Here is a 7,995-nt window from a genome sequence, read left to right on the forward strand (position 1 = left end):
GGCTTTGACTGCAGGCGCAACGCTGATATGCATGGACCGATCAACCGGCCTGCAAGAGCCCGGAGTCGCCGAAAGCCCCGGCTCCGACAGGCCGAACACCCTAAGAATGCGGGCTGGGGAGCCTATCCACCTCGCAGAGTACACGGATCACGAAATGGCTTCCCGCTGGAAAGCCGATCGTGAACGGCTTGAATTGGAGTGGACGATGAGCAGCAACCTGTTCGATGACGCGGATGGCCAGTTCTATGTCCTGGTGAACGAGGAGGAGCAGCACTCCCTGTGGCCGTCCTTCGTCGAGGTCCCCGCCGGCTGGCGGGTGACATTCGGCGAGGCCGGTCACCAGGAGTGCCTGGACTACGTCGAGAAGAACTGGACCGACCTGCGCCCGAAGAGCCTGCGCGAGGCGATGGCCGCCTAGGCGACTGCCCGCCGGCAGTCTCCATAGCCCCGCCGCGGGACACGCGAACGGCTCGTCAGCCCGGCTGACGGGCCGTTCGCACAGGTTCACGGCTCATCCGCCCACCGCGGCCAGTACCCCTTGGGCCTCCTGCTGCCGCGGCGCGGGACGGCTGCTGACGATGGAGTCGGCGATCTCGCCGCTGCGTACGGCGATGTTCGACAGCAGGGCCGACGACAGGCCGTGGGTGTGCTCGGTACCTCCCTGGATGTAGATGCCGCAGGACAGTTCCGGGGTGGTGACCAGCCGGTTGTCGCGCTGTACCTGGTGGCGCCCGGCGTCGTCGCGCAGGCAATGGCGGTCGAGGTCGCCGAGCAGGCGGCTCGGGTCCAGGGAGTCGTAGCCGGTGGCGAAGACGATCGCGTCCACGTCGAGTTCCCGTGTATGGCCGTCGAGCAGGGTGTCGAGCAGAACGCGCGTCTCGTCTCCGGCCCGCTTGACCTCCCTGACCCGCGTCATGTTGAGGAAGTGCAGGCGCTGGACGCCCTGGACGTCCTCGTCGTAGGAGCGCCGGTACAGGTCCTTGATGACGTCGGCGTCGACCACCGAGTAGTTCGTGTTCTTGTGGTAGCGCCAGAACGATTCCCGTGCCTTCTCCGTTCCGTAGTAGTAGTGGTCGACCGCGTCCGGGTCGAATATCTGGTTCGCGAAAGGCGTGTCGTCCGCGACGGAATATCCGTACGACGGGAAGACCGCCGACACCTGCGCGTGCGGAAGGCTGTCGTACAGGAACCGGGTGATCTCGGCGGCGCTCTGGCCGGCGCCGACCACCGCCACGTTCTTGAGGTCGGCCGGGTTCATGCGCCGGTACTTGGCCAGGAACTCCGAGCTGTGCCATACGCGTTCGTCGCTCTTCATGCCCTGCGGCATGCGCGGTACGAGCCCTGTCGAGATGGCCACGTTGCGCGCGTTGACCAGGCGCTTGGCGCCGGTGGCGTTGTCCCTGACCTCGACCTCAAGGTAGTCGGGCCGCTCGGCGCCGTCGGCCGGCGGCATGCGGATCGCCGTGACGTCCGAGCCGTAGTGGACCCGGTCGTCGAAGCTTGCCGCCGCCCATTCCAGGTACTGGTGGAACTCAAGACGGGTGGGGAAGAAGTCCATGTTGTTGACGAACTTCGCCAGCCGGCCCGACTCGTGCAGGTACGACACGTAGCCGAAGCGCGACACCGGGTTCCGGAAGGTGGCCAGGTCCTTCAGGAACGAGATCTGCATGGTGGCCGACGGCAGCAGCATGTTGCGGTGCCAGCCGAACGCGGACTGCCGCTCGAAGAACACGGCTTTGGTCGGATGTGCCGGAACATTCTCCCGGTGTTCTTCCAGGGAGATGGCGAGCGACAGGTTTGACGGGCCGAAACCGATGCCGACCACGTCGTATATCTCGTGTGCACGAGTACTCATAGAGAATTCTCCCGTTTGCGTAGCTGTGACGGAACCTGCCGTAGTTTCGGCAGGCCAATCTGTGTATACCCCAAGAGGCCCCTGATCAGGAAAGTCGTCAACTGTCGTCAAGCGCACGGCAGATGGTCTCGGAATCTCAACCGGCAGTCCGGGAGAGAAGCATTCGCGTATGGCACTCAAGAATGCTTCGGGAACCAACGTAGAGCGGCCGGACGAGCGTTGCAAGACTTTCGGTCAAGGCAGGCACCCGGCGCCGCTGTCCTGTCGACAGGACAGCGCGGCGACTGCTCCGAAAACATTTGACAGAACCGCTCGAATCACCAGTAGCGTCGATGCTGCTTGGACTCGTCTTCGAGTGAGATCTCCGAAAGGGTGGATGTCAGATGTTCGTTCCCAGCCAATATCGTGAACCGGACGGTTCATGGATGGTCGACCTGATCCGCAACAATCCGATGGCGCTTATGGCGACCAACAGCGGCCCGGCCGACGGAAGTTCTCCCGCGAGCCCTTTCGCCACTCACCTGCCGGTCATCCCGGATCCGCAGATGAATGGCGAACCAACCGACGACCTGTCCGGAATGACCCTGCTCGGCCATATGAACAGGGCGAATCCCCACTGGAAGGCACTCAAGTCGGGAAGCTCGGTCCTGCTGGTCTTCACCGGCCCGCACGCCTATGTCTCGCCGACGGTCTACGACATCACGCCGGCTGCTCCGACCTGGGACTTCACCTCGGTTCATGTGCACGGCGTGGTGGAGAAATTCGATTCGCTCGACGACACGCTGGAGGTGGTGCAGTCCACCGTGCGGGCCTTCGAGGGCGAATTCGGCACCGGCTGGGACATGTCCGAGTCCATCGGCTACTTCCACAAACTCGCGCCGGCCGTCGGTGCGTTCCGGGTCAGGGTGACCGGCGCCGACGGCATGTTCAAGCTCAGCCAGGAGCAGGCGCCGGAAGTCCGTGACCGCGTGCAGCAGTCCTTCGCCGGACGGGAGTGCGGCCGTCACCGCGACACGGCCAGGCTCATGAGCGAGCTGCCGTGCGCGCGGGTCTGAAGGAGCGAGGGCCCATCGTCGCCTAGCGCTCTCGTCCGGGCAGCCTTCAGGGCCCCCACTCCGGCTGGAGTGCGGGCCCTCGGCATTCGTCCGGGCGCGGCGGCTCCCGCTTTCCGGCTGTACGAATTCAGGCGCTGATGCTGGCCCGCTCCCGCATCTCCTCCATCTCCGCTATCTCCTCCAGGGCCCGTCCGGCCGCGCTGTCGAGCGTCTCCAGGACCCATTGTTCGAGGTCGAGACCCGACTGCTCCGCGGCCTTGTGCCACCACTGCAGGCGGCTGTCGGGCAGTGCGAGGCTCCGCGTCGTCTGGAGCTGCTTGCCGGCGCGCGGCTCGCCCGCACGCGCCACCCGCAGGGCGCCGCGGAGCTGCTTGGTGGTCCACTTCTTCTGCTCGGCGCGGTCGAGCCACACCTCCTGCTCGTCGACGGGCAGGGAGGCTATCTCGGCGTGGTGCTGGAACGTCAGTGCCTGCCGTCGTCGGCCGAACTCGAACCGCCGGGCGACCCATGCGTAGTTGCGCAGTGTCTGGTACTGCAGCCCGGCCGTGCGGATGCCCCGCTGGTAGCGGTCGGTGTAGTGGTCCTTGCCATAGACGAGCCAGTCGCCGAGCCACCACGAGGACGAGTCCACGATGCCGGAGAGCTGACGGCCCGCCTGCTCCCAGTCCTCGTAAGTCGTCCCCGCCGGAATCTGCAGACCCACCTTCGTCGTGAGCACCTGGCCGTGGCGTGCCCCGTCCGCGCCGCTGCCCCGGCGCTGCCTGGGCAGGCCTTCGGACCTTCGGCGGAAAGGGGCAACTGTGGCGCCTGCGGGATCACTGGTCCGACTGGTCATCATGCCTCCGTGTGAATGGACGCGAAGCGCTGGAGCAGCGCGATCCGCTCCCAAACAGGAATAGATTCATGGGAATTCGGCAGCAGCCCTCGAGTGCGGCACGGTGCCGGCCGTTCATGCGGCTCACGATGCACGTCCGGACCGACAACACCCGTCGACCACTTCCCCCGTTCGCCTCGACCACAGAACTCCCCACGTCATGGCGGCTATTGGCTCGCTCCCCCGCGCCCGCGCGGCACACTCCCTCTCGCGCGGGGGCGGGTTCGCTCATGGACCATCGAACACTCCGGCCCGCAACCGGTGCGCAACAGGCCGACACGGCAGCCGTGTTGCGCACCTGTTGCGCGCCCTCGGGTCTCCTTGTCCGCGACGGTTCGCCGCACTCGCCGGCGCCGTGGGCACCCGCCGAGTGCGGGTGCGAAGGACCGCCCGGGCAGCTGCCTCCCGGTCCCCTTGCACCGCGTACGGAAGCAACCGCTCCCGCCATCGAGAAGAGGCCCGAAGATGACCGCCACCACCACCGCGCAGGCGCCTACCGAGACGACCGGTGCCCGCACGGAGCAGGCCGCGTCGCTGATCGGCGACGCCCGCGAGCGCATCGACGCGCTCGACAACCGCATCATCGGCCTGATCCGGGAGCGCATCGCCTTCTCGGCCATGATCCAGGACACGCGTATCGCATCGGGCGGCCGGCGCGTGAACCTGTCGCGCGAGATGGAGATCCTGTCTACCTACAACGGGGCCTTCGGCAAGCCCGGTACGGCCCTCGCCATGACGCTCCTGGAGCTCGGCCGCGGCCGCATCTGAGCCGGACGGGACCCCCACTCGCCTGCACGCCACGAACGGCGGAGGGGCCGCACCCAAGGGTGCGGTCCCTCCGCCGTTTCTCATGGCTCCGGCGTGCGACGCGAGCCGCTCGCCCAGCGAGCTCTCCCGGACAGCACCGCGGCCCGCCGGGCAGAACCCGGCGGGCCGCGGTGTGCCGCGCTCCTACGCCTTGCCGGCCACCGCCTCGGCCAGTTCGGCGATCGTCTGCCGCCGGAACACGTCCTTGGCGGTGATCGGCAGCCCGGCCTTCTTCGCCTTGGAGACGACCATGATGCCGAGGATCGAGTCGCCGCCCAGTTGGTAGAAGTTGTCGGTGATGCCCACCTGGGCGAGACCGAGCACCTCGGCCCAGATACCGGCCAGCAGGCGCTCCGTGTCGGTGCGCGGCTCAAGTCCGTCGCCGCCCTCCACCGGGTGCTCCGGAGCCGGCAGCGCCTTGCGGTCGATCTTGCCGTTCGGGGTGAGCGGGAACTCGTCGAGCGACACGAAAGCCGAGGGCACCATGAACTCCGGCAGCCGGGCGGCTACGAAGTCGCGCAGCTCGGCCGCCTGCGCCTGCCGCCCGGTGGCGGGCCGCACATAGCCGACGAGGCGCTTGTGCCCGCCCTCCTCCAGGGCCATGACGAACGCGGCCTCGATGTCCGGGTGTTGTGCGAGAACCAGCTCGATCTCGCTCGGTTCGATCCGGTAGCCCCGGACCTTGACCTGGTGGTCGACCCGGCCCACGTACTCAATGACTCCCTCGGACGTCCACCGCACCAGGTCTCCGGTGCGGTACAGCCGGTCGTCCGGGGCCTCGCCGTACGGGTTGTCCAGGAAGCGTTCCGCGGTCAGTTCGGGCCGGTTGAGATATTCGCGGGCCACTCCGGGGCCGGCGATGTACAGCTCGCCGACCACTCCCACGGGCACCGGGGCGAGCTGCTCGTCCAGCACGTAGACCGTGGTGTTGGCGAGCGGACCGCCGATGGGGACGGAGGAGTTCTCGTCGGCCTCGCGCACCAGGTGCCAGGTGGCGAACGTGGTGGTCTCGGTGGGCCCGTACACGTTCAGCAGCCGCTCCGGGGGCTCGGCTGCGAGCACCTGGGCCACCCGGGCGGAGTTGCTCGCCTCGCCGCCGAAGAGCAGGTTGCGCAGTGTGCGGAAGGCGGTGGGGTCGGCGGCGACGACCTGGTTGAACACGGCGGTGGTCAGGAACAGCGTGGTGATCCGGTGCCGGGTCAGCGCGCCGATCAGTGCGGCCGGGTCGAGGAGGGTGTTCTTGTCGATCACAACGAGGCGGGCACCGGCGACCAGCGGCGCCCAGATCTCGAAGGTGGCCGCGTCGAAGGTCGCGTCGGCTCCCTGGCCCACGACGTCGTCCTCGCGCAGCGAGACGTAGTCGGCGTTGCACACCAGGCGGGTGATGGAGCGGTGCTCGATCACGGTCCCCTTGGGCCGGCCGGTGGAGCCCGAGGTGTAGATGACGTACGCCGCGTCGCGCCCCGAGACCTGGATCCGCGGAGGCTCGGCCGGCAGCGCGGCGATGGTCTCCCTCTCCTCGTCCAGGCACAGCATCCGGACGTCCGTGTCCAGCAGCTTGGCGGTCAGCCGCCGTTCGGTGAGGCACACCGTCGCCCCGGCGTCGGCGAGCATGAAGGCGAGCCGGTCGGAGGGGTAGTCGGGGTCCAGTGGCAGGTAGGCGCAGCCGGCCCGCAGGACGCCGAGCAGCGCGGCGAACAGCTCCGGACCTCGCGGCAGGCACACCGCGACGAAGGATCCCGGCCGGACCCCGGCCGACACCAGCAGGTTGGCCAGCAGGTTGGCTCGCGCGTCCAGCTCCGCGTACGTCGTCGTGTCCGAGCCGTCCTCCACCGCGACCGCGTCGGGCTGCTCCTGTGCCCGGTCGCCGACCAGCTCGTGCACCCCGCGGTCGGCGGGGAAGTCGACGCGGTTGACGGCCCAGTCGGCGGTCACCGTGCGGCGCTCCTCCTCGTCGAGGAGGGGCAGGTCGGCGACCGGGCGCGAGGGGTCGGCCACGGCGGCGGTCAGCAGCACCCCGAGGTGCCGGGCGAGCCGCTCCATGGTGGTCGCGTCGAACAGCGCCGTGTCGTACTCCAGGACACCGGCCAGTCCACCAGTGCCGGTCGGGCGGAACTCCACCATGACGTCGTACGCGGCGGGGACTCCGGCCGGCCGGAACTCCCGCACCGTGAGTCCGGGCAGCTCGGGGGCGTCGCCGGGTGCGTCGCGCAGCACCACCATCGCCTGCACCAGCGGCTGGCGGCCCCCCTCTCCCCTGTCCCCCAGTTCCTCCAGGAGACGCTCGTAGGGCACCTCCTGGTGGGCGTGGGCGTCCTGGATGGTCTGGGTGCTCTCGGCGAGCAGTTGCGTGAACGGCGTCTGCGGCAGCACGGTCCCGCGCAGGACCAGCGGGTTGGCGAAGTGGCCGACCAGGTCCTTGAGCTGCGGCCGGGACTCGCGGCCGGCCGCGATGGTGCCGAGCACCAGGTCCTGCTGCTGGGTGTATCGCGAGAAGAGCACCTGGCATGCCGTGAACAGGCCGCCGAACAGCGTGCCGCCCTGCTCCCGGGCCAGTTCGTCCAGGCCGCTGACGACGTCGGCGGCTACCTCGAACTCGTACAGCGCGCCGTCCGCGCCGCGCCCGCCGCCCCGGGGCCTGTCGGTGGGCAGCCGGAGCACGGGAAGGTCGGCGAGGCGCTTGCGCCAGCAGTCCACGCGAGAGTCGAGCTTGGCGTCGGTGAACCGCTTGCGCTGCCAGGCCGCGTGATCCGCGTACCGCGCGGTGAGCTCGGGCAGCCGGGTGGGCCGGCCCGCCACGGCCGCCGCGTACAGCTCGCCCAGTTCCGCGGTGATGACGTCCTTCGACCAGTCGTCCGCGGCGATCCGGTGCAGGCACAGCACCAGGACATGCTCGGTGGCGGTCAGGCGGGCCAGGAGCACCCGCAGCACCGGTCCGGACGCGAGGTTGAAGGGTGCTGCGAGCAACTCCCCGGTCCGGACGTCCAGTTGGGCCTGGCGATCCGCTGCGGGCAGCGGCTCCAGATCGGCGAACTCCAGCTCGATGGGAGCGACGGGCCACACGCTCTGGCAGGGGCGGCCGTCCACCACGGCGTAGGTGGTGCGCAGCGGTTCATGCCGGGCCACCAGCTGCCGCACCGCTTCGGTCAGCGCCGTCTGCCGCAGCTCGCCGCTCAGGCGCAGCGCCACGATCAGGCGGTGCTCCGCCCCTTGTGATGCCAGCCGGTACAGCTGCTCCTGGCCGAGGGAGAGCGGAAGCCGGTCGTCCCCGGCCGCCGGCCCCCGTTCCCGCAACAGCACCGTCGGTTCCTCACCGAGCAGGGCACCACGGCCGATCGTCACGTCGGTCATCTCGTCATTCCCTTCGCGTCCACAGAAAACGGCCGCCGTCAGAACTGCACTTG

The 7,995-nt window shown here is 68.9% G+C and carries 6 protein-coding genes; 3 read left to right on the forward strand and 3 right to left on the reverse strand.

Annotation, left to right across the window (positions count from 1 at the left end):
- Window positions 1-205 precede the first annotated feature (205 nt).
- Complete coding sequence (locus tag ACSHXC_RS41340; protein WP_438297323.1) at window positions 206-418, forward strand: MbtH family protein; 213 nt, start codon at window positions 206-208, stop codon at window positions 416-418.
- 93 nt (window positions 419-511) lie between these two features.
- On the opposite strand, the gene ACSHXC_RS41345 is transcribed toward ACSHXC_RS41340, so the two are convergent.
- Window positions 512-1,855, reverse strand: a complete 1,344-nt coding sequence (locus ACSHXC_RS41345) for a lysine N(6)-hydroxylase/L-ornithine N(5)-oxygenase family protein (RefSeq protein WP_438297325.1) — start codon at window positions 1,853-1,855, stop codon at window positions 512-514.
- 383 nt (window positions 1,856-2,238) lie between these two features.
- Between ACSHXC_RS41345 and ACSHXC_RS41350 the strand changes: the two genes are divergently transcribed.
- Entirely contained in the window at window positions 2,239-2,910 is a 672-nt protein-coding gene (locus tag ACSHXC_RS41350) for an FMN-binding negative transcriptional regulator (RefSeq protein WP_438297326.1), read from the forward strand.
- Between the two features lie 127 nt (window positions 2,911-3,037).
- On the opposite strand, the gene ACSHXC_RS41355 is transcribed toward ACSHXC_RS41350, so the two are convergent.
- Window positions 3,038-3,628: an LmbU family transcriptional regulator gene (locus ACSHXC_RS41355; RefSeq protein ID WP_438297327.1), complete on the reverse strand. Its 591-nt coding sequence runs from the start codon at window positions 3,626-3,628 to the stop codon at window positions 3,038-3,040.
- A gap of 621 nt (window positions 3,629-4,249) precedes the next feature.
- On the opposite strand from ACSHXC_RS41355, the gene ACSHXC_RS41360 reads away from it, so the two are divergent.
- A complete protein-coding gene (locus ACSHXC_RS41360) occupies window positions 4,250-4,552 on the forward strand; it encodes a chorismate mutase (protein ID WP_438297329.1) in 303 nt (100 codons plus the stop codon).
- Between the two features lie 183 nt (window positions 4,553-4,735).
- On the opposite strand, the gene ACSHXC_RS41365 is transcribed toward ACSHXC_RS41360, so the two are convergent.
- Window positions 4,736-7,942, reverse strand: a complete 3,207-nt coding sequence (locus ACSHXC_RS41365; RefSeq protein ID WP_438297330.1) for a non-ribosomal peptide synthetase — start codon at window positions 7,940-7,942, stop codon at window positions 4,736-4,738.
- Between the last annotated feature and the right edge of the window lie 53 nt (window positions 7,943-7,995).

The sequence above is a fragment of the Streptomyces sp. HUAS TT7 genome, from assembly GCF_051550175.1.
In the GTDB taxonomy this organism is placed as follows: domain Bacteria; phylum Actinomycetota; class Actinomycetes; order Streptomycetales; family Streptomycetaceae; genus Streptomyces.